This window comes from Rhabdothermincola salaria, assembly GCF_021246445.1.
Lineage (GTDB): Bacteria > Actinomycetota > Acidimicrobiia > Acidimicrobiales > Acidimicrobilacustridaceae > Rhabdothermincola_A > Rhabdothermincola_A salaria.
In genome coordinates this window covers 150,201-171,208 of the sequence record NZ_JAJQXW010000003.1, presented here as the reverse complement: position 1 = coordinate 171,208, position 21,008 = coordinate 150,201, and the positions used below count along the sequence as shown (strand labels likewise).

General features: G+C 71.7%; 20 protein-coding genes and 1 pseudogene. 14 read left to right on the top strand and 7 right to left on the bottom strand.

All coding sequences use genetic code 11. From position 1 onward, the window contains the following. Positions 1-51: 51 nt before the first annotated feature. A pseudogene (locus tag LUW87_RS14055) lies at positions 52-1,548 on the top strand (SpoIIE family protein phosphatase); the annotation flags it as partial. Between the two features lie 150 nt (positions 1,549-1,698). On the opposite strand, the gene LUW87_RS14050 reads toward LUW87_RS14055, so the two are convergent. The 3 genes from LUW87_RS14050 to rpmB form a co-directional block, all read right to left on the bottom strand. Further along, the gene (locus LUW87_RS14050) at positions 1,699-3,492 is read right to left on the bottom strand and encodes a phosphoenolpyruvate carboxykinase (GTP) (RefSeq protein ID WP_232671821.1); all 1,794 of its coding nucleotides are present in this window, start codon (positions 3,490-3,492) and stop codon (positions 1,699-1,701) included. Between the two features lie 195 nt (positions 3,493-3,687). Then, positions 3,688-3,981: a cold-shock protein gene (locus tag LUW87_RS14045; protein ID WP_232671820.1), complete on the bottom strand. Its 294-nt coding sequence runs from the start codon at positions 3,979-3,981 to the stop codon at positions 3,688-3,690. A gap of 2 nt (positions 3,982-3,983) precedes the next feature. Beyond that, positions 3,984-4,178, bottom strand: coding sequence for a 50S ribosomal protein L28 (gene rpmB, locus LUW87_RS14040; protein WP_232671819.1), 195 nt, complete (start codon positions 4,176-4,178; stop codon positions 3,984-3,986). A 161-nt stretch (positions 4,179-4,339) separates the two neighbouring features. On the opposite strand from rpmB, the gene LUW87_RS14035 reads away from it, so the two are divergent. Both LUW87_RS14035 and recG read left to right on the top strand, forming a co-directional pair. Continuing rightward, entirely contained in the window at positions 4,340-6,004 is a 1,665-nt protein-coding gene (locus LUW87_RS14035) for a DAK2 domain-containing protein (protein WP_232671818.1), read from the top strand. A 7-nt stretch (positions 6,005-6,011) separates the two neighbouring features. Then, the gene (recG, locus tag LUW87_RS14030) at positions 6,012-8,162 is read left to right on the top strand and encodes an ATP-dependent DNA helicase RecG (protein ID WP_232671817.1); all 2,151 of its coding nucleotides are present in this window, start codon (positions 6,012-6,014) and stop codon (positions 8,160-8,162) included. A 150-nt stretch (positions 8,163-8,312) separates the two neighbouring features. Here recG and LUW87_RS14025 read toward each other — a convergent pair whose 3' ends face one another. Further along, on the bottom strand, positions 8,313-8,486 hold the full coding sequence (locus tag LUW87_RS14025) for a hypothetical protein (RefSeq protein ID WP_232671816.1): 174 nt from the start codon (positions 8,484-8,486) through the stop codon (positions 8,313-8,315). A 60-nt stretch (positions 8,487-8,546) separates the two neighbouring features. Between LUW87_RS14025 and rsmD the strand changes: the two genes are divergently transcribed. From rsmD to smc, 10 genes are all read left to right on the top strand, one after another. Then, positions 8,547-9,140 carry a 16S rRNA (guanine(966)-N(2))-methyltransferase RsmD gene (rsmD, locus tag LUW87_RS14020; protein WP_232671815.1) on the top strand — a complete coding sequence of 198 codons (594 nt, stop codon included), beginning with the start codon at positions 8,547-8,549 and terminating at the stop codon, positions 9,138-9,140. Continuing rightward, entirely contained in the window at positions 9,137-9,613 is a 477-nt protein-coding gene (coaD, locus tag LUW87_RS14015) for a pantetheine-phosphate adenylyltransferase (RefSeq protein WP_232671814.1), read from the top strand. Before rsmD ends, coaD begins: the two co-directional genes overlap by 4 nt. Beyond that, positions 9,610-10,437 (top strand): F0F1 ATP synthase subunit B, encoded by an 828-nt coding sequence (locus LUW87_RS14010; RefSeq protein WP_232671813.1) that lies wholly within the window; start codon positions 9,610-9,612, stop codon positions 10,435-10,437. Before coaD ends, LUW87_RS14010 begins: the two co-directional genes overlap by 4 nt. 49 nt (positions 10,438-10,486) lie before the next feature. Continuing rightward, on the top strand, positions 10,487-11,035 hold the full coding sequence (locus LUW87_RS14005) for a YceD family protein (RefSeq protein WP_232671812.1): 549 nt from the start codon (positions 10,487-10,489) through the stop codon (positions 11,033-11,035). 93 nt (positions 11,036-11,128) lie between these two features. Continuing rightward, the gene (rpmF, locus tag LUW87_RS14000; protein ID WP_232671811.1) at positions 11,129-11,308 is read left to right on the top strand and encodes a 50S ribosomal protein L32; all 180 of its coding nucleotides are present in this window, start codon (positions 11,129-11,131) and stop codon (positions 11,306-11,308) included. A gap of 13 nt (positions 11,309-11,321) precedes the next feature. Continuing rightward, positions 11,322-12,335, top strand: a complete 1,014-nt coding sequence (gene plsX, locus LUW87_RS13995; RefSeq protein ID WP_232671810.1) for a phosphate acyltransferase PlsX — start codon at positions 11,322-11,324, stop codon at positions 12,333-12,335. Positions 12,336-12,452: 117 nt separating this feature from the next. Further along, on the top strand, positions 12,453-12,743 hold the full coding sequence (locus tag LUW87_RS13990; RefSeq protein WP_232671809.1) for an acyl carrier protein: 291 nt from the start codon (positions 12,453-12,455) through the stop codon (positions 12,741-12,743). A gap of 4 nt (positions 12,744-12,747) precedes the next feature. Continuing rightward, entirely contained in the window at positions 12,748-13,554 is an 807-nt protein-coding gene (gene rnc, locus LUW87_RS13985; protein WP_346742571.1) for a ribonuclease III, read from the top strand. Next, positions 13,547-14,383, top strand: a complete 837-nt coding sequence (gene mutM / locus LUW87_RS13980; protein ID WP_232671807.1) for a bifunctional DNA-formamidopyrimidine glycosylase/DNA-(apurinic or apyrimidinic site) lyase — start codon at positions 13,547-13,549, stop codon at positions 14,381-14,383. Before rnc ends, mutM begins: the two co-directional genes overlap by 8 nt. Before the next feature lie 54 nt (positions 14,384-14,437). Beyond that, positions 14,438-17,896, top strand: a complete 3,459-nt coding sequence (gene smc, locus LUW87_RS13975; protein WP_232671806.1) for a chromosome segregation protein SMC — start codon at positions 14,438-14,440, stop codon at positions 17,894-17,896. Positions 17,897-17,958: 62 nt separating this feature from the next. On the opposite strand, the gene LUW87_RS13970 is transcribed toward smc, so the two are convergent. Beyond that, positions 17,959-19,197 carry a winged helix-turn-helix domain-containing protein gene (locus LUW87_RS13970; RefSeq protein WP_232671805.1) on the bottom strand — a complete coding sequence of 413 codons (1,239 nt, stop codon included), beginning with the start codon at positions 19,195-19,197 and terminating at the stop codon, positions 17,959-17,961. Between the two features lie 169 nt (positions 19,198-19,366). Beyond that, positions 19,367-19,705: a hypothetical protein gene (locus LUW87_RS13965; protein ID WP_232671804.1), complete on the bottom strand. Its 339-nt coding sequence runs from the start codon at positions 19,703-19,705 to the stop codon at positions 19,367-19,369. A 403-nt stretch (positions 19,706-20,108) separates the two neighbouring features. Between LUW87_RS13965 and LUW87_RS13960 the strand changes: the two genes are divergently transcribed. After that, positions 20,109-20,513, top strand: a complete 405-nt coding sequence (locus tag LUW87_RS13960; protein ID WP_232671803.1) for a hypothetical protein — start codon at positions 20,109-20,111, stop codon at positions 20,511-20,513. A gap of 119 nt (positions 20,514-20,632) precedes the next feature. Here the strand turns inward: LUW87_RS13960 and LUW87_RS13955 are convergent, their stop codons facing one another. Continuing rightward, a complete protein-coding gene (locus tag LUW87_RS13955; protein ID WP_232671802.1) occupies positions 20,633-20,941 on the bottom strand; it encodes a hypothetical protein in 309 nt (102 codons plus the stop codon). Between the last annotated feature and the right edge of the window lie 67 nt (positions 20,942-21,008).

Here is a 21,008-nt window from a genome sequence, read left to right as displayed (position 1 = left end):
CCCGGTGTGCGTGAGGAGTCCCACGGGAGCCAGCCCGACTCGGTCGATGCGGAGGCGTTGAGGGAGAGCGAGTCCCGGCTGCGGGCCGTTTTCACCGCCATCGACCAGGGCTACTGCATGTGCGAGCTCGTCCTCGACGACGACGGGGAGCCCGTCGACTACCGCTTCCTCGAGACGAACCCGCTGTTCGAAGCCGCCACCGGGTTGGTGGACGCGACCGGGCACACGGCGCTGGAGCTGGTGCCCGACCTCGAGCCGCACTGGTTGGAGACCTACGCCAACGTCGCCCTCGGCGGGGGTTCCCTGCGCTTCGAGCAGGAGTCACCGGCCATGGGTCGGCGCTTCGACGTCTTCGTCACCGCGGTCGAGCCCCGAGGCCGTTTCGTGCTGGTCTTCTCCGACGTCACCCAGCGCCACGAGGCCGAGATCTCCCTGCGGGAGAGCGAGGCCCAGTTCCGGAGCATGGCCGACAGCGTCCCGGTGATGATCTGGGTCACCGACTCCGAGGGCACGTGCACCTACCTGTCCAAGCGCTGGTACGACTTCACCGGGCAGACGCCCGAGACCGGACTGGGCCTCGGCTGGCTGGAGGCCACCCATCCCGACGACCGCGAGCGGGTCGAGGAGTCGTTCCTGTCTGCCGCGGCCGACCATCGCCCCTTCGAGCTCGACTACCGGCTCCGTCGCGACGACGGGAGCTACCGCTGGACGCTCGATGCCGGCACCCCTCGCACGGGGGCCGACGGTGAGTTCCTCGGCTACGTCGGCTCGGTCATCGACATCACCGGCCGCAAGGAGGCCGAGGAGCGCCTGCGCCGGCTCCACGACGAGGAGCACCGGTTGGCGCTGCGCCTGCAACGGGCGCTGCTCCCGGCGAGGGTGGTGTCGCTCCCCGGCCTCGACGTGGCCACCCACTACGCCGCGGCCGAGAACGCCCTCGAGGTCGGGGGCGACTGGTACGAGACCTTCACCCTGGCCGACGGTCGCCTGGGTGTCGCCGTCGGCGACGTCGTCGGCCACAACCTCGACGCCGCCGTGGCCATGGGCCAGCTGCGGTCGGGGTTCCTCGCCCTCGCCACGTTCGCCCAGCACCCGAGCCGGCTGCTCGACGCCGTCGACGCCTTCGCCGTGCGCCACGCCATCACCGACTTCGCCACCGTCTGCTGCGCGTTCCTGGATCCGGTGTCGGGCGTGGTGTCCTATTCCTCGGCCGGTCACCCGCCGATGGTGCTCGTGCCCGAGCACGGTCCGGTGGTCTGGCTCGACGGAGCCCGCTCCGCCCCTCTCGGCCTCGAGCTCGATCGACACCGCGGCGACGCCACCGTGGTGATGGAGCCGGGCTCGGTGCTCGTCGGCTTCTCCGACGGCCTGGTGGAACGACGGGGGGAGAGCATCGACGTGGGCCTGGCCCGCCTCGATGCTGTCGTGGCCGCCCACCGGCACCTGCCGGTGGGGGAGCTGGGCCGACGCATCGTGCTCGAGATGATGACCACCGCCGGCTACGAGGACGACGTGGTCGTGGCGTGCGTCCGTCGCCTCGCCGGCTGAGCTCGCCGACCCTCCGAGCTCGACCCCGTGATCCCGACCCCGTGAGCCCGACCGTCTGAGTCGACCACCTGAGGTGGCCCGGCCCGGCCCGGGACGCGGCACGGGCGGGGCCGGAGCCCCGCCCGTGCCGGCGTGCCTGGGTGGTCGGTGCTACTGGGCCAGGCGCTTCTCGAGCTCGCGGAGCTCGTCTCGCATCTCGTCGGGGAGGCGTTCGCCCAGCTTCTCGAAGTGGTCCTCGATCTGGGGGATCTCCTGGCGCCAGGCCTCGTTGTCGACCGACAACAAGGTGGCGAGGGTGGCCTCGTCGAGGTCGAGTCCGGTGGTGTCGAGCGACTCGACGGTGGGCACCCGGCCGATGGCGGTGTCGACGGCGTCGGCGCGACCCTCGAGGCGCTCGACGATCCACTTCAGCACACGGGAGTTCTCGCCGAAGCCCGGCCACATGAAGGCGCCGTCGTCGTCCTTGCGGAACCAGTTCACCCAGAACAGCTTGGGGAGGTTCTCGGCATCGGTGGCCTGGCCGATCTTCAACCAGTGGTCGATGTAGTCGCCCATGTTGTAGCCGCAGAAGGGCAGCATGGCGAAGGGGTCGAAGCGCAGCTCGCCCACCGTGCCGGCCGCCGCGGCGGTCTTCTCCGAGCTCATGATGGAGCCGAGGAAGGTGCCGTGCTGCCAGTCGAAGGACTCGGTGACCAGCGGCACGTTGGTGGCCCGGCGTCCTCCGAAGAGCACAGCCGAGATGGGCACACCGGCGGGGTCCTCCCACTCGGGAGCGATGGAGGGGCACTGCGCCGCGGGCGCGGTGAAGCGGGCGTTGGGGTGCGCCGCCGGGGTGCCGGACTCGGGGGTCCAGTCCTGGCCCTTCCAGTCCACGAGGTGGGCCGGCGCCTCGTCGGTGAGGTCTTCCCACCAGATGTCGCCGTCGTCGGTGAGGGCGCAGTTGGTGAAGATGGAGTTGGCGTCGACCGAGCGAAGGGCGTTGAAGTTGCTCTTGGTCGAGGTGCCGGGGGCCACGCCGAAGAACCCGGCCTCGGGGTTGATGGCGTAGAGGCGCCCGTCGTCGCCGAACTTCATCCAGGCGATGTCGTCTCCGACGGTCTCGACCTTCCACCCGGGCAGGGTGGGGATGAGCATCGCCATGTTGGTCTTGCCGCAGGCCGACGGGAACGCGGCGGCCACGTACTTCTTGACTCCCTCGGGGGAGGTGAGCCCGAGGATGAGCATGTGCTCGGCCATCCAGCCGCCGTCGCGGGCCATGGTGGAGGCGATGCGCAGGGCGAAGCACTTCTTGCCCAGCAGGGCGTTGCCGCCGTAGCCCGAGCCGTAGGACCAGATCTCGCGGGTCTCGGGGAAGTGCACGATGTACTTGTTCTCGGCGTCGCAGGGCCACGGCACGTCGGCCTGGCCGTCGGCGAGCGGCATCCCCACCGAGTGCACGCACGGCACCCACTGGCCGTCGCCCAGCACGTCGAGGGCACCCTGGCCCATGCGGGTCATGATGCGCATGTTGGTGGCCACGTAGGCGGAGTCGGTGAGCTGGACCCCGATGTGGGCGATGGGCGATCCGAGCGGGCCCATCGAGAAGGGCACCACGTACATGGTGCGGCCCTTCATGGCACCGGTGTAGAGCCCGGTGAGCTCGGCCTTCATCTCCGCCGGCGGCCGCCAGTTGTTGGTGGGCCCGGCGTCGATCTCGGCCTCGGAGCAGATGTAGGTGCGGTCCTCGACCCGGGCCACGTCGGCGGGGTCGGAGAGGGCCAGGTAGCTGTTGGGCCGCTTGGCCTCGTTCAGCGTGCGGAAGGTGCCGCCCGCGACGAGCTCGGAGGTGAGGCGGTCGTACTCCTCGGCGGAGCCGTCGCACCAGTGGACCCGATCCGGCTGGAGGACCTCCCGCCACTGCTCGACCCAATCGAGCAGCTTCTGGTTGGTGGTGTGACCGGCCATGGCACCTCCGACATCGTTGTCGTCGCGGCTCTCCTCGAGAGCCCGGGGGGATGGGCCCGGGGAACGAGGTGACGACACCGTGCTCTCCAGGTGAACAGCCATCCTAGAGGCCCCGGCGCCGCGGCGAGCCAGCCGGTGGTCACCGCGAGAAGGGTCCCCTGGCCGTGGACACGGCCGGTGGGCCCGACCGAGGGGTCAGACGGCCGGTTCGCCGCCCTGCGGGTGCTGGGCGTCGTCGGGGTGCGCCGCGGGGAACCCGGGGGTGCCCATGTCGGCCTCCGAGCCCATGCGGAGCCGGGTGGCCATGGCTCGGTCGTCGAGCTCGAACACCACCCGCTGGCCTTGGCGCAGCATGCGGAAGACGGACTCGTCCAGGGCGGTGCGGGACAGCTCGTACTCGGCGAGATCGGCGTCGCACACCACGACCCCGTCGCCGCCGATGGGATCGAAGGACTTGACGACCCCTTGCAGGACGGCGGCCTCGGCCACGGTCAGCGGACCGCCTTGGTGACCTTGCCCGCACGGATGCACGAGGTGCACACGTCGATGCGCTTGGTGGAGCCGTTGATGACGGCGCGCACCCGCTGGATGTTCGGGTTCCACCGGCGCTTGGTCCGCCGGTGGGAGTGGCTCACCGCCATGCCGAACGACGGGTGCTTTCCGCACACCTCGCAAATGGATGCCATGGGGAGACCACCTCGGGACGAAGAAGACGACGCAAACGAACGAGGAACCCTACCCGGGAGGGCGACCGGGGCCCAACTCGTCCATCGCGGCCGCCCGTCGGCGGGTCCGGTAGCGGTCGTGGCGGGGGTCGGGTGGCCCCGGGTCACTACGATCCCCACCCGTGCCAGTGCTGGAGCGACTCACCGCCGACGACCTGCGTGACCTCGTACGGGGCTACGCCGAGATCCTCGCCGTTCACCGTGAGGCCATCAACCGCCTCAACGTCTACCCGGTCCCCGACGGCGACACGGGCACCAACATGTCGCTCACCATGGCCTCGGTGGTGACCGAGGTCGAGGGTGCCGAACCGGGCATGGCCTCGGTGTGCCAGGCCATCAGCCACGGCTCGCTCATGGGGGCCCGGGGCAACTCCGGCGTGATCCTCTCGCAGATCCTGCGGGGCCTCTGCGAGGTGTTCCGCGAGGTCGACGACCTCGAGCCTCCCACCGTCGCCGCTGCGCTCGACCGCGCCGCCACCGCGGCCTACGGCGCGGTCATGAAGCCGGTCGAGGGCACCATCCTCACCGTGGTGCGGGCCGTGGCCGACGGGGTCGCCGACGCCGTGGCCGACGGCGCCGACCTGGTCGGGGCTCTCGAGGCGGGTCGGCGCCGTGGCTCCGACGCGCTGGCGCGCACCCCCGAGCTGCTCCCGGTGCTGGCCGAGGCCGGCGTCGTCGACTCCGGGGGCACCGGGCTCATGCTCCTCGTCGACGTGGCGCTGCACCTCGCCGACGGGCGTCCCCTGCCCGAACCCGCCACCGGCGAGGTGAGCGCCGAGTTCAGCGCCGCCTTCGCCGCCGCCCTCTCCGACGACACCCACCACGGCCACGGGGGTCCGGCGGACCTGCGCTACGAGGTCATGTACTTCCTCGAGGCTCCCGACGAGGCGATCCCGGGCTTCAAGGACGTGTGGGCCACCCTGGGCGACTCGATCGTCGTGGTGGGCGGCGACGGCCTGTGGAACTGCCACGTGCACACCGACGACATCGGCGCCGCCATCGAGGCCGCCGTCGACATCGGCCGGCCCCGCTCGATCCGGGTCACCGACCTCTTCGAGGAGGTCGAGGAGGAGCGGTGGGTCCGCGAGGCCGCCCCCGAGCCCGCCGAACCGGCCACGGTCCACGAGCCCGTGCCCTGTGCCGTGGTCGCGGTCGCCGTCGGTGAGGGCGTGCGCCGCATCTTCTACAGCCTCGGCGTCCAGGGCATCGTCACCGGAGGCCAGACCATGAACCCCTCCACCGCCCAGCTCCTCGAGGCGGTCGAGGCCGCACCCGCCGACGAGGTCCTGATCCTGCCCAACAACAAGAACATCATCCCGGTCGCCGAGCAGGTCGACGCCATGACCGCCAAGACGGTGCGGGTGGTGCCGACCCGCGGCATCGCCGAGGCCTTCGCCGCGCTGTTGAGCTACGACCCGGGCTCTCCGGTGGCGGCCAACTTCGACGCCATGCGAGCCGCCTGCGAGCACGTCGTGGCCGGCGAGGTCACTCGCGCCGTGCGCGACTCGAGCTGCGAGCGGGGCCCGATCCGCGAGGGCGACTGGTTGGGCATCGCCCGTGAGGGGATCTTGGCCGTCGACGCCGAGCTGGGCGACGCCGCCACGCAGCTCCTCCACGAGCTCATCGGCCCGGAGCACGAGATCGTGACGGTGATCGAGGGCGAAGGCGCCACCGCCGCCCTCACCCGCCACATCGAGGTCTGGGTCCACGACAACCGGTCCGGGTGCGAGGTGGAGGTCCACCACGGCGGGCAGCCGCTGTACCCGTACCTCTTCGGCATCGAGTAGCCACGTCATGTCCCGGCGGCTCTCCCAGCTCGCCGCCCTCCCGGTCACGGAGCTGAAGGGGGTGGGCGACGCCCGGGCCAAGGCGTTGGCCAAGGTCGGCATCGCCACGGTGCTCGACCTGCTCACCTACTACCCGCGGCGCTACATCGACCGCACCAACCAGGCGCGCCTGGCCGACCTCGACGTGGGTGAGGAGGCCACCGTGCTGGTGAAGGTGGTCCACACCACCGCCCGACGCACCCGCAACGGCAAGTCGCTCGTCACCTCCGACGTGAGCGACGGCAGCGGCCACCTCCGGCTGACGTTCTTCAACCAGCCCTTCCGGGAGCGCCAGCTCAAGGCGGGCACCGACGTCGTGCTGTTCGGTCGCACCGAGGTGTTCCAGGGTCGGCGCCAGATGACCAACCCGGTCGTCGACCTGATCGGCGACCGCACCGGTCGCATCGTGCCCGTCTACCCCCAGAGCGAGAAGGCCGGGGTGATGAGCTGGGACATCGCCCGCTTCGTGGAGGAGACGCTGCGGCGGGCCGGCGAGTTCGCCGACCCCCTCGACGAGCCCATGCGCCGGCGGTTCGGGTTCGTCGACCGCACCGTCGCCTTCCACGACATCCACGCCCCAGAGTCGATGAAGGCGGCCGCCGACGCTCGCCGCCGACTCGTGTTCGACGAGCTGCTGCGCGTCCAGGTCGAGCTGGTGCAGCGCAAGCGGGAGCTCGAACGCACCGCCGTGGGCGTGACCCACGTGGTGGGTCCGGGGGAGGCCGGGGGGCCGCTCGTCGAACGCTTCCGCGACCGTCTGCCCTACGACCTCACCGGTGCCCAGCAGCGCACCCTCGGCGAGATCCTCGACGACCTCGGTCGTGGCCACCCCATGCACCGGCTCCTGCAGGGCGACGTGGGCGCGGGCAAGACCGTGGTGGCGGTGAGCGCGCTGCTCGCGGCGGTGCAGGGTGGGCACCAGGGCGCGCTGATGGCCCCCACCGAGGTCCTCGCCGAGCAGCACCACCTGGGCATCCGCCAGCTCCTCGACGGCTTCACCGTGCCCGACACCGACGACGACAGCCTCTTCGGCGGCGCCGGGCTCGACCGGCCGCTGCGCGTGGTGCTGCTCACCAACCGCACACCGGCGGGGGAGCGCCGGCGCCTCCTCGCCGACCTGGCTGCGGGCAGCGTCGATCTGGTCATCGGCACCCACGCCCTGATCTCCGACGGCATCGAGTTCCAGTCGTTGGGGGTGGTGGTCATCGACGAGCAGCACCGCTTCGGGGTCGAGCAGCGGGCGGCCCTGCGGGCCAAGGGCCGCGGCGGGGCCGTGCCGGACGTGCTGGTGATGACCGCCACCCCGATCCCCCGCACGGCGGCCATGACCGTCTACGGCGACCTCGATGTCTCCGTCCTCGACGAGCTCCCACCGGGACGGACACCGATCGTGACGCGGTGGGCCCGCAGCGAGCTCGACGAGGCCGAGGTCTGGGAGCAGGTGCGGGCCGAGGTGGCGGCCGGGCGCCAGGCCTACGTGGTCTGCCCGTTGATCGACGAGAGCGAGAAGCTGGAGGCCCGTTCCGCGGAGGAGACCCACGCGGAGCTGACCGCCGGCGAGCTCTCCGGCCTGCGGGTCGGCCTGTTGCACGGGCGGGTGCCGGCCGCCGACAAGGACACGGTCATGGAGGCCTTCCGCCGCGGCGAGCTCGACGTCTTGGTGGCCACCACCGTCATCGAGGTGGGGGTCGACGTGCCCAACGCGACGGTGATGGTGATCCTCGACGCCGCCCGCTTCGGGATCGCCCAGCTCCACCAGCTCCGTGGCCGCGTCGGGCGGGGAGCCGATGCGTCGCAGTGCTGGCTGGTCGGCGAGGCGACCACCCCCGACGGAGAAGCCCGCCTGGAGGCCCTGGTGCGTTCCACCGACGGCTTCGAGCTGGCCGAGGTCGACCTCGATCTGCGGGGGGAGGGCACGATCATGGGGGAGCGCCAGAAGGGTCAGAACGACCTGAAGCTGGCCTCGTTGCGACGCGACCGCGAGTGGGTCGTGAAGGCCCGAGAGGTGGCCGTCGAGCTCGTCGACGCCGATCCGGGTCTCGACCGGCACTGGCTGCTGGGCGAGGAGGTCGAGCTCCTCCTCGGCGACGACGACGCCGAGTTCCTCCTGAAGGGCTGACCGCCCACCCGCCCACCCGCCCGCCCCGCTCCACCCCATCACCCCTCTTCACCCCCATAGCTGTCGGGAAAGGGCGTCAGCGTTCAGCGCCCTTTCCTGACAGGTACGACGCAGGGCGCTCTGCAGACATCGGGGTGGGTGCAGGTGGGGTCAGTAGGCGTCGGTGTCGTCGAGGTCGGGCAGCACGATGTCGAAGCGCTCGTTGCAGTCCGGACACCGGTAGGCCACGACGTCACCCGGCTCCCATCCGTCCTCGGGCGGATAGGAGAGCGGGTGCAACGTGCCACCGCAGTCGACGCACGTCATCCCCAGCTCGGCTTCCATGCCCCGAGGCTAGGTCGCTCGTTCGGGTGGAGGCCACGGACGGGCGTAGCGTCGGGGCCGATGAGGGTCGTGGCCGGCAGCGCGAGAGGACGACGGTTGCAGGCGCCGCCCGGGGCCGACACCCGTCCCACCCTCGACCGGGTGCGCGAGGCGCTCTTCAACGCCCTGCACAGCCTCGACGCCGTCGACGGCGCCCGGGTCCTGGACCTCTTCGCCGGCTCGGGGGCGCTCGGGATCGAGGCGCTGTCGCGTGGGGCGACGCAGTGCGTCTTCGTCGAACGGGCGAGGCGGGCCCGCCAGGTCGTGGAGGCCAACCTCGCGGCCACCGACCTGGCCGGGGCCGCCGAGGTGGTCGGCGGCGACGCCCTCGACCTGCTCCGACGCTGGACGGGAGAGAACTCGTCCGCCCCGGGCGCGCCCACCCCGAGCCGCTTCGACCTCGTGCTCCTCGATCCGCCCTATGCGACCACCGCCGAGGAGTGGGCCCGGCTGCTCGAGCTGGTCGGAGCGCTCGCCCCCACGGGCGTGGTGGTCCTCGAGTCGTCACGTTCGGTGGCCGTACCGCCTGGCTGGCATGTCCTGAGGGAGAAGAGGTACGGCGATACGCTCCTCTCCATCACTCGCCCTACGAGCCCCCCGCCGGAGCCTTCGTGACCCGCGTGCTCTATCCCGGATCGTTCGATCCGATCCACAACGGCCATCTCGAGATCATCGAGACGGCTGCGCGCCTCTTCGATCACGTGGTCGTGGCCGCCATGCGCAACCCGCAGAAGGGGACACCGCTGTTCAACCTCGACGAGCGGCGCGAGATGCTCGAGGAGACCGTCGGGCACCTCGACAACGTCACCGTCACCATGTTCGCCTCGCTGGTCGTCGACCTGGCCCGCGACCTGCGGGCCGACTTCATCGTCAAGGGCCTCCGGGCGGTCTCGGACTTCGAGTCCGAGCTGCAGATGGCCCAGATGAACCACAAGATCTCCGGCGTCGACACGCTCTTCATCCCCTCGGCGTCGGGCAACTCCTTCCTGGCCTCCCGGCTCATCCGCGAGGTGCACCGCTTCGGCGGCGACATCTCCGGGATGGTGCCCCAGTCGGTCGCCAAACGGCTCAAGGAGAGCGGAACGTGAGCGACTTCGACCCCGAGAGCGATCTCGACCTCGACCTCACCCCTCCACCCGTCGGGGCGCAGTACCACCCGGCGGAGACCGAGGACGTGCTGTTGCACCTGCGCGACATCATCGACGCGGCCCGGCCGGTGCCGTTGTCGGCGTCGTCGATGATCGCCAAGGACGAGGTGCTCGAACTGATCGACGAGGCGCTCGAACGCCTCCCCGAGGAGCTCCGGGCGTCGCGGTGGTTGCTGAAGGAGCGCGAGGAGTTCCTGGCCCGCACCCGCCACGAGGCCGACGAGATCGTGGAGCAGGCGCGCGCTCGCGCCGAGCGCATGGTGCAGCGCACCGAGGTCGTCAAGGCGGCCGAGCACCGCGCCTACGGCATCGTCGACGCCGCCGAGGCCGACGCTCGCCGGCTGCGCCACGAGGTGGAGGACTTCTGCGACCAGAAGCTGGCCAGCTTCGAGATCGTGCTCGAGCGCACCCAGAAGCTCGTCGCCGCGGGCCGGACCAAGCTCCAAGGCACCAACCTGCTCGAGGAGGCAGCCGAGACCCCGCCGCTGGGCACCACCGGCGCCGACCGCGGCACCCTCCACGACGACCTCCGGGCCGGTGCGCCGCTCGTGGCCGACGACGACCCCGCCGAGCGCGCCGCCGGGAGCATCGACGACGACACCGACGACACCGACGACTCCGACGCCGCGGACGACGAGCTGAGCGCGGCGCGGGCGGCTCGGCGCAGCGGCGCGGAGGACCACTCCAAGCGGCCGCCCCCGCCCTCGGCCGCATCCGACCGCGACGACGCGGAGGCCACGTTCTTCGATCAGGACCTGTCCTGATCACGTCCCGGTCCGTGCCATCGCGGCGCGGCCCCACAGGAGGGCACCGATGACCACACGGCCCCTCGTGGTGCCCATCGCCGAGCTGCGGCGGCGCCCGGGCAGCCGCCGCCGGTTCACGGAGCGGGTGCCCATGGCCGGGCTGGCCATCACCACGGCGCTGGTGCCCGATGGTGCCGACGTCCTCGTCGACGTCGAGCTGGAGGCCCTGAGCACCGGCGTCGTCGCCACCGGCAGCGTCACCGTGCCGTGGGAGGGCGACTGCCGGCGTTGCCTCACGGCGGTGCGCGCCGAGACCCGCGCCGACGTCAAGGAGATCTTCGAACCCCACCCGGTGGAGGGCGAGACCTACCCGTGCAGCGACGACACCGTCGACCTCGAACCGATGGTGCGCGACGCCGCCCTGCTGGCGCTCCCGCTCGCTCCCCTGTGCGGGCCGGACTGCCGTGGTCCTGCGCCAGAGCTGTTCCCGGCGCTCCCGGGCGACCAGGTGGGCGAGTCCCCACCCGACGACGAGACCGACGACGCCCCCGGAGGCGACCCCCGCTGGGCGGCCCTCTCCGAGCTGCACTTCGATTCCGACGACGACCGGGGATAGACTCTCGCCTTCGTGCCCCGGGCCGGCTCTGTGCCGCGCCGGGGGGTCCCCCAAGCCGCGGGCCGTTCGAGCCCCCTCGCGCCAGGAAGAACGATGGCCGTCCCCAAGAAGAAGACCTCCAAGTCGAAGAGCCGCAGCCGCCGGGCGTCGGCATGGCGCCTCAGCGTCCCTTCGCGCAGCACCTGCCCGCGTTGCGGCGCCGTGAAGCGCCCGCACGTGGTGTGCGGCAACTGCGGCTGGTACCACGGCCGCCAGGCCATCGACGTCGACTGACGTCGGGCAGCCCGTGACCGACGCCTCCACCGGGCCCATGCTCCCGATCGCCGTCGACGCCATGGGCGGCGACAAGGCACCGGGTGAGATCGTGGCCGGCGCCCTCCGGGCGGTCGACGAGCTCGGCGTCCCCGTCGTGTTGGTGGGCCGGCCCGAGGAGCTCACCGACACCGGTGGGCTCGAGGTGATCCCGGCCTCCGAGGTCATCGCCATGGATGCCGACGCCGCCGCCAGCGTCCGGCGCATGAAGGACTCCTCGCTGGTGCGCGCCGCCGAGGCCGTGCGCGACGGCCGAGCATCGGCCATGGTCAGCGCCGGCAACACCGGGGCCACCATGGCCAGCGCCTTGCTGCGGATGGGGCGCATCAAGGGCGTGCAGCGTCCGGCGATCGCCACGCCGATCCCGGTGTTGGGGTCGACCCCGACCGTCCTGCTCGATGCCGGGGCCAACGCCGAGTGCAGCCCCGAGTGGCTGGTGCAGTTCGCCCAGATGGGGGCGGTCTACGCCCGCGAGCGCTTCGGGGTGGCCGAGCCGCGAGTGGCGCTGCTCTCCATCGGCGAGGAGCCCACCAAGGGATCCCCCCTGGTGAAGGAGACGCACGCCCTGCTGGCCGAGGGCGAGTGGCTGGCCACCGCCGGGGCGACCTTCGCCGGCAACGTCGAGGGGCGTGACCTCATGACCGACGCCGCCGACGTGGTGGTCACCGACGGCTTCACGGGCAACGTGGCCCTCAAGACCCTCGAGGGCGGCCTCGAGGCCATCGTCGCCGGGCTGCTCGCCGCCTTCGACTCCTCCGACGAGGCCCGGGAGGCCAGCGCGGCCCTGTGGCCGGCGCTGGTGCCGCTGCACCAACAGCTCGATCCCGAGAACACCGGCGGAGCCATGCTCCTCGGGGTCGACGGCGTGTGCATCATCAGCCACGGCTCGTCGTCGGCCACGGCGGTGGTCAACGCCGTTCGCGTGGCCCGCGACATGGTCCAGGGCGACGTGGTCGGCCATCTGGCCCGCACCATCCGCCCGGCCTAGATCCCACCCCTCGCGGGCCGCCACCGGCCGGCGCCCGAGCCCGCCGGCGTTCACAAGCGCACGAACGCGGCCCACTGTAGGATCGACCGACCCCACCCCGAGCAGGAGAACAGCGTCGTGCCCGCAGAGACCCACGTCGAGCAGCCCCCGATGGACCGCCAGGCGGTCATCGACCTGATCCGTGACCGGTTGGCCGACATCCTCGAGGTCGAGCCCACGTCGATCAACGAAGGCGACAGCTTCGCCGACGACCTCGACGCCGACAGCCTGGCGCTGATCGAGCTCGTCGAGGCGCTCGAGGAGGAGCTCGGCGAGCGCAACGTCGGGTTCCGCATCGAGGACGAGGACCTCGAGGACCTCAAGACCGTCCGAGACGCCGTCGACTACGTCGTCGCCAAGCTGGGCTGAGGCGCTGAGCACCGACCCTCTGGCCTCGCTCGCCCGGCGGCTGGGACACGCCTTCGGCGATCCCCACTTGCTGGTCCTGGCGCTGACGCACCGCTCGTGGTGCGCGGAGAACGCCGGCGAGGAGTCCAACGAGCGTCTCGAGTTCCTGGGCGACGCCGTGCTGGGCCTCGTCGTGGCCGACGACCTGTTCCGCGCCAACCCCACGCTTCCCGAGGGTTCGCTGGCCAAGTCCCGAGCCGGCGTGGTGAGCGCGCCCGTGCTGGCCGAGGTCGGCGCCGAGCTCGAGCTCGGTCCGGTGCTGCGCCTGGGCAAGGGCGAGGACGCGACCGGGGGACGGTCCAAGCGCTCCATCCTCGCCGATGCGGTCGAGGCCGTCATCGGTGCGGTGTACCTCGACGGCGGCCTCGACGCCGCCCGGGCGGTGATCCTCGCCCAGCTCGGCGCCCGCATCGCGGCCGAGGTGGCCGACGGCCCCGGAGGCACCGACCACAAGACCAAGCTGCAGGAGCTGGCCGCCCAGCGCCACGACGAGCTCCCCGCCTACGAGCTCACCGACGACGGCCCGGACCACGACAAGCGCTTCTACGCCGAGGTCCGCCTCGAGGGCCGCGTCGTGGGTCGAGGCCAGGGCCGCTCCAAGAAGCTCGCCGAGCAGGCGGCCGCCGGCGACGCGCTGTCCGCCCTCGGCGCGGCCGCCGACGTCCCGGATGGCGCCGCCGGCCCATCCACGATCCGCGCCGGGGACGACGACCTCGTCGTGGCCCCCGGACCATCCCCATCCCAGAACGAGAGCGAGCAGGGCCATGCCTGAGCTGCCCGAGGTCGAGACCATCCGTCGAGAGCTCGAACGAGAGGTCGTCGGCAAGAAGATCAAGGCCGTGGAGGTCACGGGCGACCGCTCCGTGCGCCGCCAGACGCCGGAGGAGTTCGCCTCCCGGCTCGAGGGGGTGAAGATCACCGGCGCCCAGCGCAAGGGCAAGTACCTGCTCATGCCGCTCGACTCGGGCGACGTCCTGGTCGTGCACCTGCGCATGAGCGGCCAGCTCCTGCGGGCCACCCCCAAGGAGCCCATGGCCCCCCACACCCACGTGGTCATCGCCTTCACCCAGGGGGGCCAGCTCCGCTTCGTCGACCCCCGCACTTTCGGCGAGCTCTTCGTGGCCACGCCCGACGAGGTCACCTCGGAGATCCCGGAGCTGTCCGAGCTCGGGGTCGACCCGGTCGAGGCGCCCATGTCGTGGGTCGACTTCGGCCACCTCCTGCGCCGCAAGCCCATGAAGCTCAAGGCGTTCCTGATGGACCAGTCCCTCATCGCCGGGATCGGCAACATCTACTCCGACGAGATCCTCTTCGACGCCGGCCTGCGCTACGACCGCGACACGGCCTCGCTCACCACCCAGGAGATCCGGCGCCTGTACCGGTCGCTGGTCGAGATCCTCCACGAGGCCATCAAGTACGGCGGGTCCACGTTGGCCGACGCCCAGTACGTCGACCTCAACGGCAAGCCCGGCGAGTACCAGCAGCACCACCAGGTGTACGACCGCGAGAAGCAGCCCTGCCGGCGCTGTCGCCGTCACGACATCGTGAAGTCGAAGTTCTCCGGCCGGTCCACCTTCTACTGCGACGTCTGTCAGGTCTGACCGGACCGTCCGCGCCGTCCACCGCCCACCAGGCCCGAGCCCCGACGAGTCCCGATGTACCTCAAGCGCCTCTCCATGAAGGGCTTCAAGTCCTTCGCCGACGCCACCGCGCTCGACCTCGAGCCCGGGGTCACCGTCGTCGTGGGTCCCAACGGGTCGGGCAAGTCCAACGTCGTCGACGCCATCGGGTGGGTGCTGGGGGCCCAGGCCCCCTCGGCGGTGCGCTCCCAGAAGATGGACGACGTCATCTTCGCCGGCACCTCCAAGCGGTCCGCACTCGGCCGGGCCGAGGTCAGCCTCACCGTCGACAACACCTCGGGGCAGCTGCCCATCGAGTTCACCGAGGTCACGATCACCCGCACGCTGTTCCGCTCCGGCGACAGCGAGTACGCCATCAACGGCGTGCCGTGCCGGCTCCTCGACATCCAGGAGCTCCTCTCGGATTCCGGTGTGGGTCGTCAGCAGCACGTGATCATCAGCCAGGGCCAGATCGACGCGGTGCTCAACGCCCGCCCCGAGGACCGGCGGGCGGTCATCGAGGAGGCGGCCGGCGTGCTCAAGTTCCGCCGGCGCAAGGAGAAGTCCGAGCGGCGGCTGGCCGCCACTGAGGGCAACCTCACTCGGCTCCAGGACCTCCTGCGCGAGGTGCGGCGCCAGCTGCGACCGCTCGAGCGCCAGGCCGACGCAGCTCGCCGCTACGGCGACGTGGTGGCCGAGCTCACCGCGCTGCGCATCCACGTGGCCGGCCGTGAGCTGCACGGCCTGCGCACCCGGCTCGAGCAGGGGGCCAGTCGCCGCACCGAGCTGCAGGTCGCCGAGCGCCGCCATCGTGCCCGCCTCGCCGACCTCGACACGGCGGTCATGGCCACCGAGGCCGAGCTCTCGGCCATGGGCGGCGACGACCTGGGCGACTCGCTGGCCGTCTACGAATCGCTGTTCCAGCAGGCTCGTGGCCTCACCGCGCTGCTCACCGAACGCCGGCGAGGCGTCGAACGGGCCCGGGGTGCGTCCGTCGACCAAGGCGTGATCGCCTCGCTGGAGGCCGAAGCGGCGCGCCTGGCCACCGAGTTGGCCGAGGTCGCCGCCGAGGAGGAGCGCCTGGCGCCGCTCGCCGACGACCTGGCCGCCGCCGAGGCCCGCCTCGCCGCCGAACGCCAGGACTTCGAGGGCGAGTGGGCCACCGGGGTGCCGGCCCCCACCGGCGCCGCGGCCGAGGTCCGCGGCGAGCTGGGGGCCCTGCGGGCGGCCGCCGAGCGGGGCCGCGCCGAGCAGGAGCGCGTGCGGTCCCGGTCCGACGCCCTGGCCGACCGGCTCACCGCGCTGGCCGCCGAGGCCGAGCGCCTCCGCGAGGAGCTGATGGCCGCCGAGCGGGCCGAGCTGCCCCTGGTGGAGGCCATCGATGCCGCCGAGCAGCGGGTGCAGGGGGCTCAGCAGGCCCTGGACGAGGCGGAACGGGCCCATCGCGACGCCGAGGGCGAGCGCCATGCCTGGCAGGCACGCGTCGAGGCCCTCGACCTGGCGCTCGACGAGGCGCGCTCGCGGGCCGGCGCCGAACGCCTGGCCGGCGTCGAAGGCGTCCTCGGCACGGTGCTCGACCTGGTCGAGGTCGACCCCGGCTGGGAGGCGGCGTTCGAGGCGGCCATGGGCGAGGCCCTCCTGGCCGTGGTGGTCGACGACGTCGCCGCCGGTCGTCGGGCCCTCGAAGCCCTGCACGGCGAGGCCCTGTCCGGGGCCGTCATCGCGCTCGGCGCCCGGCTGGCACCCCGCTCGGCGCCGCCGGTGGGCGTGCCGTTGCGAGCCCACGTCCGCGCCACCCGTCCCGACGTCGAGACCCTCCTCGACGCCCTCGTCGGCGCCGCGGTGGTCGTCGACGGTGGGTGGGCCGAGGCGGTCGACGTGGCCCTCGCCCATCCCGACGCCATCGCCGTCACCGCCGACGGCGACCGCTTCGCCCTCACCGGTTGGCGGGTGGGCGTGGCCGGGTCGGGGGCCACGGGCGCCGCCCTCGACGACGCCCGCACCCGGGCCGCAGACGCGGCCGAGGCCGCGTCTCGGGCCGACGAGCGCCTCACCGCCGCCCGCGCCGAGCTGGCCCAGGCCCGTCAGGTGGAGGCCGACCTCACCAAGGATCTCGACGCCAACGACAGCCGTCTCACGGCGGCCGCCGACCGCCTCCAGCGCGTCGAGACCGACCGCCGCGACGCCGCCACCGAGGCCGAGGCCCTCCAGGGCCACCTCGCCGAGCTGGCCGAACGGGTCGAGCGCGAGGACGCCCGCATCACCGAGCTCGAGGCCCGCCTGCCTGAGCTCGAGTCAGCCGACGCCGAGCTGGCCGAGGCGGCTCAGCGCATGTCCGAGGCCCGCTCGCGGCTGGAGGAGCAGGCCGGCTCGGTCGGGGGGCTGCGCAGCGATCTCGAGGTCCAGACGGCGGCGGTCGGCGAGCGGCGCCAGTTCCTTGGGCGGCGCCTGAGCGAGGTCGAGACCCGCCTCGAGGGAGCGGCGGCCGAACGGACCGCCGCCGAGTCCCGCCGCCTCGAGCTCGACCGCACCCAGGTCGCCCTCGATCGCCTCGCCGCGGTGGTCACCGAGAGCACCGTCACCATCGACGACAACCTCACCGACCTGCGCGAGCGGCGCCGCCGTCAGTCCGAGGCCGCCCGTCAGGTGGCGGCCCGCCTCGACCAGCTGCGCCGCGAGCGAGCCGGCGAGGAGAAGGCGCTCGGCGAGCAGCGCGAGCTGCTGCAGCGCGCCGAGCTCGACGACGCCGAGGTGAAGCTGCGCATCGAGACGGCGGTCGAGGCCCTGCGGCGCGACCTCGACTGCGAGCCCGACGTCGCCATCGCCACCGACCGCCCCGAGCTGCCCGACGGCGTGTCGCCCGCGGCCCGCATCCGCGAGCTCGAGCGCGACCTGCGCCTGATGGGACCCATCAACCCGCTGGCGCTCGAGGAGTACGAGGCCCTCCAGGAGCGTCACGAGTTCCTCCAGAACCAGCTCGACGACGTGAAGGAGAGCCGCCGCGAGCTCTCCAAGATCATCCGCGCCATCGATGCCGAGATCGTCAGCGTGTTCGCCGCGGCCTTCGCCGACGTGGCCGCCAACTTCGAAGCCCTCTTCTCGATGCTGTTCCCCGGTGGGGAGGGGCGTCTCAAGCTCACCGATCCCGAGAACCTGCTCACCACCGGCATCGAGGTGGAGGCCAAGCCCTCGGGCAAGAACGTGCGCAAGCTGTCGCTGCTGTCGGGTGGCGAGCGCAGCCTCACCGCCCTGGCCTACCTGTTCGCCGTGTTCCGCAGCCGCCCGTCGCCGTTCTACGTGATGGACGAGGTCGAGGCCGCCCTCGACGACGTGAACCTGCACCGCTTCCTGGGTCTCGTGGCCGAGTTCCGCGCCGATGCTCAGCTGGTCATCGTCACCCACCAGAAGCGCACCATGGAGGCCGCCGACTGCCTCTACGGCGTGTCCATGCAGCCCGGCGGTTCCAGCAAGGTCGTCAGCGAGAAGGTCTCGTAGCGCCACCCCGCCCCGAACGCTCGGGCGGGTGCTCGCGATGGATGCTCGTCGGTGCTCCTGGCTCAGCGACGGCTGCGGTGTTCGACGGCCGATGCCAGAGCGGGAGCGAGGTCGCCGCGATCGGTCACGACGATGCGGCCGGTCCCCAGCCACGTCGCCATCGTCTCGAGCTCGGAAGCGATCGCGACGGCGGCCTCGTCGGGGTCCACGCCCTGCTCCGCGTGAGAGGCGAGGACCCGCAGAGCGCCGAGCTGCCGGTCGGCCTTGAGGTCGAGTCGGCCGACCAGCTGGTCGCCGAGGAGGACGGGCAGCACGTAGTAGCCGTAGCGGCGCTGGGCCGCCGGGGTGTAGATCTCGATCCGGTACGTGAAGCCGAAGAGTCGCTCGGTGCGGGAACGGTCCCAGATGAGCGAGTCGAAGGGGGACAGGAGCGTGGCGTGGCGACGCCGCCGGCGGGTGGGCGCCACCCCTGGCCGTACGTAGCCGGGTTCGGGCCACCCCTCGACGTCGACCCGGATCAACTCGCCGGCTTCGACGAGCTCGTGCACACCCGACGTCGCTTCAGCGGTGCGGATCCGGAAGTAGTCCGCGAGGTCGCGAGTGGTGGCGACGCCGAGGGCATCAGCGGCGAGGCCGAGCAATGCTCGCTGGGCGTCCTCGGCGGTCGGTGTGGGTGTGGCGAGGACCTCGGCGGGAAGGGTGCGTTCGGGAAGGTCGTAGATGCGCTCGAACGACGGCGTCCGCCAGGCGGCGAGCTGCCCGCGCTCGAACAGGTGCTCCAGGGCCTGGCGGCCGACGCTGCGCCGGCCCCACCACTCGCCGTCGCGGCGGCGTGGTTCGTTGAGCATCGCCGCCGACAGCGGCCCTCGTTCGGCGACCTCGGTGAGCACCGAGTCGATGTAGTCGGCGTGCTCGCGGGCCCAGGTGGCGACGCGCGATGCGTGAGCGGGCCGTTCGCCGTAGCTGCCGCCCCGGTCCATCCGCCAACGGAGCAACGGATGGAGTGCCACCGGTTGGACCGAGGCCATGTGGCCCCAGTACTCGAAGAGCGGCCCACGCGGTCCCGCGAGCCGGTGCAGGTGGTCACGGTCGAACGGACCGAGACGAGCGAACAGGACGAGGTACTGCGTGCGGGCCACGACGTTCACTGCGTCGAGTTGCAGGACGCCCAGACGCTCGACCGCCGCCTGCACCCGGGCTCTGCTCGCGTTGCCCGACCGACGGGCACGGTCGAGGCCCTGCGCGGCGATCGCCAACCGTCGGGCCTCTCGAGCCGAGAGCGTGTCGAGTGCTGGGGTCACGGGCGGCGAGCGTAGGTGTGCGGATCCGCCGTGGCCTCAGAGCCGGGGTTCGGTGACGCGCCCGATTCACCCGTCGAGAGCCCTGGAGACGATGAGGCCAAGCGTTGGCCCAGGTGATCCGACCTCACCTCCGTCAGATCACCACCGGCATGGCCCGATGCCGTCGTCTTCAGATCGGACGGAAGTCGAATCCGTCGGGACAGGGCTCACGCAGGTCACCGGAGCTCCCGGTGACGATCCACCATTCATCGCTGACCTCGGCGACGCAGCCGGTGGCGTGGTGCTGCGACGAGGGGCTGTACGACAGGTGCACATCGGGCTCGGCGGCCGGTAGGCCGACGCCCGACCGGCCCTGGTCGGGCCAGTGCCTCACGCACACGTCACCGGAGCTCGCCACCACCTCGGGGAATCGGACCGGGACATCCTCGACGGGAACGCAGGTGTTCGAGGGCACCATCTCGAGCGTGAGGTCGGCTGCCTCGTTGAGCGCACCCAGTTCGTCCCGCACGTTCCCCACCACGGCTGAGGACCCAGAGCACGCAGCGACGACGAGGGTGGCCGACGCACAGAGCAGCGCCAGTGGCATCCGTCGCCACGATTCACCTGCCGCCATGCTCTCGACAGTAGCCACCGGCGATGCTCACCGGACGCCGAGGTCGCCCAGCCAGCCCGACCACACTGCTGATGCGTGATCGTCAGCTCGGCTCCGCTCGTCGGCGCATACCCGGTGTTCAGAGGCACTTGGCGGCGGGTGAGCTGGGGTCGGCGGGGGGTGTTCAGCCTTCGGGCAGCGTCGGCTCTGTGATCTTGATGGGCGTTGAGTAGCCAGGGCAGTCGCGCCGTCGTCGCACTCGTCCCATCTCGAGAGTGCCGATCGGCCATCCTCGATCGGGTCAGCTACCTTGAGGGAAGTGCGGCGGCTGTTGGTGTCGGGGATGGTGACGCTTTTCGCGACCATGTCGATTGCCGCAACGACCGCCAGCTGTGCGTGTGCGGTGGACTGCTCTGGGACGCTGGTGGAGGTCGAGGTCTCGGCCCCCGACGTGCAAACCGTCGAGGTCTGCGCGGACGACACTTGCAGCCGGCAGCAGCTCCAGATTCCAGCCACAGCAGCGGCTCCGGTGCGGTTGATCTTCGGCCTCAGCGACCTGAACGCTGCGGCGAGTACGTACGCAGTCCGAGCGTTCGACGCCAACACCCTGGAGGTCACCCAGACGGCGGTCGAGGCAGATCTCCGCCCACAGGGCAGGTGCTCGTGCCCTGGGAGCCTGGTGGCCACCTTGAACGAAGGCGGCGTCGTCGTCGCCCCGAAGTGAGCGCCTCTCAGGTGCTGCGTGGGTGCCGAGCGGATGCGTGGTCAGCCAACTTGCTGCCCCGCCCTCGATGTGCCGCTCTGCCTGGCTCCCCAGCCGACGAAAGGGGACACGTCGTGCTGTCAGAAGTGCAGGCGCCGTCCCTGGTCTTCGTCATCCGGTGCGTCGTTGAAGTCTCTACCGATCAGCCAGACCAGCCCCCGCTCTGGTGTCCCGTCCGGCAGCGAATCGCGGACGAGTGCGATCGACCACCGCCGGTCGGGGCCCGCTTCGGTGCGTGCCCAAGCGATGACCTCATCCACATCAGCGTCACTGATGTCGAAGGTCTCGGATGAGTAGGACGGGCCGGGGCCGTTGAAGAGGTACACCCGGAAGACGGCGCCTTCGTCCTCCCAGCCCGAGTCGCGTTCATCCACGGGAGTGATACGCACGCTCAGAACCTACCGATCAGAGCTGATTCTGCCCGCCGTTCCGGATGCTCCATCCCGCCTGTAGGGC

Bases quoted from the DNA above. Each gene is read 5' to 3' on its own strand.
- mutM (WP_232671807.1), top strand. From the start codon at position 13,547: ATGCCTGAGCTGCCCGAGGTCGAGACCATCCGTCGAGAGCTCGAACGA.
- rpmF (WP_232671811.1), top strand. From the start codon at position 11,129: ATGGCCGTCCCCAAGAAGAAGACCTCCAAGTCGAAGAGCCGCAGCCGC.
- rsmD (WP_232671815.1), top strand. From the start codon at position 8,547: ATGAGGGTCGTGGCCGGCAGCGCGAGAGGACGACGGTTGCAGGCGCCG.
- smc (WP_232671806.1), top strand. From the start codon at position 14,438: ATGTACCTCAAGCGCCTCTCCATGAAGGGCTTCAAGTCCTTCGCCGAC.
- LUW87_RS14005 (WP_232671812.1), top strand. From the start codon at position 10,487: ATGACCACACGGCCCCTCGTGGTGCCCATCGCCGAGCTGCGGCGGCGC.
- rpmB (WP_232671819.1), bottom strand. From the start codon at position 4,178: ATGGCATCCATTTGCGAGGTGTGCGGAAAGCACCCGTCGTTCGGCATG.
- recG (WP_232671817.1), top strand. From the start codon at position 6,012: ATGTCCCGGCGGCTCTCCCAGCTCGCCGCCCTCCCGGTCACGGAGCTG.
- LUW87_RS14025 (WP_232671816.1), bottom strand. From the start codon at position 8,486: ATGGAAGCCGAGCTGGGGATGACGTGCGTCGACTGCGGTGGCACGTTG.
- LUW87_RS14050 (WP_232671821.1), bottom strand. From the start codon at position 3,492: ATGGCCGGTCACACCACCAACCAGAAGCTGCTCGATTGGGTCGAGCAG.